We start from the raw sequence: 1,243 nt of genomic DNA, 5'->3' as shown, positions 1-1,243 counted from the left end.
TGTAATGGTCTAATGATTCCGGACACTTTGTTAGAGATATAATAAGCAGCACTAACGAGGTGAGAATGCGCAGAAAAACGTTTACCCATGAGTTCAAACAGGAATGTGTCAATCTGGTCCTTCAGCACAACTACCCGGTGACACAAGCTGCTGAAACAATGAATATTGGTCTTTCCACATTGCAGCGCTGGCTACGCCAGTATCGCGGAGAAGTACGGGGCGAGACGCCAGCGGCCAGTGCCATTACACCTGAACAACGGCGAATACAGGAACTTGAAAAGCAGGTACGTCAGCTACAGAGCGACAATGACCTGTTAAAAAAAGCGTCGGCCTTCTTCGCCATGGAAATGAACAACGACAAAAAGTCGCGGTGAAGCTGAAGAAGGCTGGGGCAAACATCCAACAGGTATGTCGCTGCCTGTCGCTTACGCGCAGCGTATTTTACGCACGGAGCAGGCGGCCAGCGCTCAAAGCCGATGTTCTTATGCTTCACGCAGCGGCTAAACATGTTCATGCTGAAATGGATGCGACATACGGTAGTCGGCGTATGTGTATTGAGTTGCGTGAACAGGGTTTTAACGTAGGCCGATACCGCGTCCGTCAGGTAATGAAAACCCTGTTGCTGGTTGCGAAGCGTCCCGGACGTCACCGCTATCCCCGTGGTGGAAAACCGGCTGTGGTGGCAGATAACCTACTGAATCGGCAATTTAATCCTGAGACATTGAATACCTGGTGGTCAGGTGATATCACCTATCTTCGCACGGCTCAGGGCTGGTTGTATCTGGCTATTGTCATGGACTTATGTTCAAGAAAAATAGTGAGCTGGGCCTTCTCAGACAAACCTGACAGCACGCTGACTACGCGGGCATTACGGCTGGCGATCAATAAACGACGACCAACAGGCCCGGTCGTGTTCCATAGTGATCAGGGGGCGCAGTATACCAGCGCTCAGTACCAATCCTGTCAGCAAGAACTTGCTGTGACGGGCAGCATGAGCCGCAAGGGTAACTGTCTGGATAATGCCGTTACGGAGAGGTTTTTCCGCAGTCTGAAAGCAGAGAGAGTTAACTATCGTCGCTATGAAACCCGAAGTCAGGGTATTGCAGACGTTATCGATTATATCGACAGTTTTTATAATCTGAAGCGGCGGCATTACCGGCTGGGAAATATCTCGCCGGATGAATACGAACGACGACTACAACAATGTGCCTAAATCGGTGTCCGGTTTTACTTGACCATTACA

The 1,243-nt window shown here is 50.1% G+C and carries 2 protein-coding genes; both read left to right on the top strand.

All coding sequences use genetic code 11. The features are described 5' to 3' along the window. The first annotated feature begins 65 nt into the window (after positions 1–65). Positions 66–374, top strand: a complete 309-nt coding sequence (locus U869_RS0128765) for a transposase (protein ID WP_025384143.1) — start codon at positions 66–68, stop codon at positions 372–374. Then, positions 371–1,213 (top strand): IS3 family transposase, encoded by an 843-nt coding sequence (locus U869_RS0128760; protein ID WP_029988547.1) that lies wholly within the window; start codon positions 371–373, stop codon positions 1,211–1,213. Before U869_RS0128765 ends, U869_RS0128760 begins: the two co-directional genes overlap by 4 nt. Positions 1,214–1,243 lie beyond the last annotated feature (30 nt).

The organism is Serratia sp. H1w (assembly GCF_000633355.1).
In the GTDB taxonomy this organism is placed as follows: domain Bacteria; phylum Pseudomonadota; class Gammaproteobacteria; order Enterobacterales; family Enterobacteriaceae; genus Chania.
This window is presented reverse-complemented; position numbering and strand designations above follow the sequence as displayed.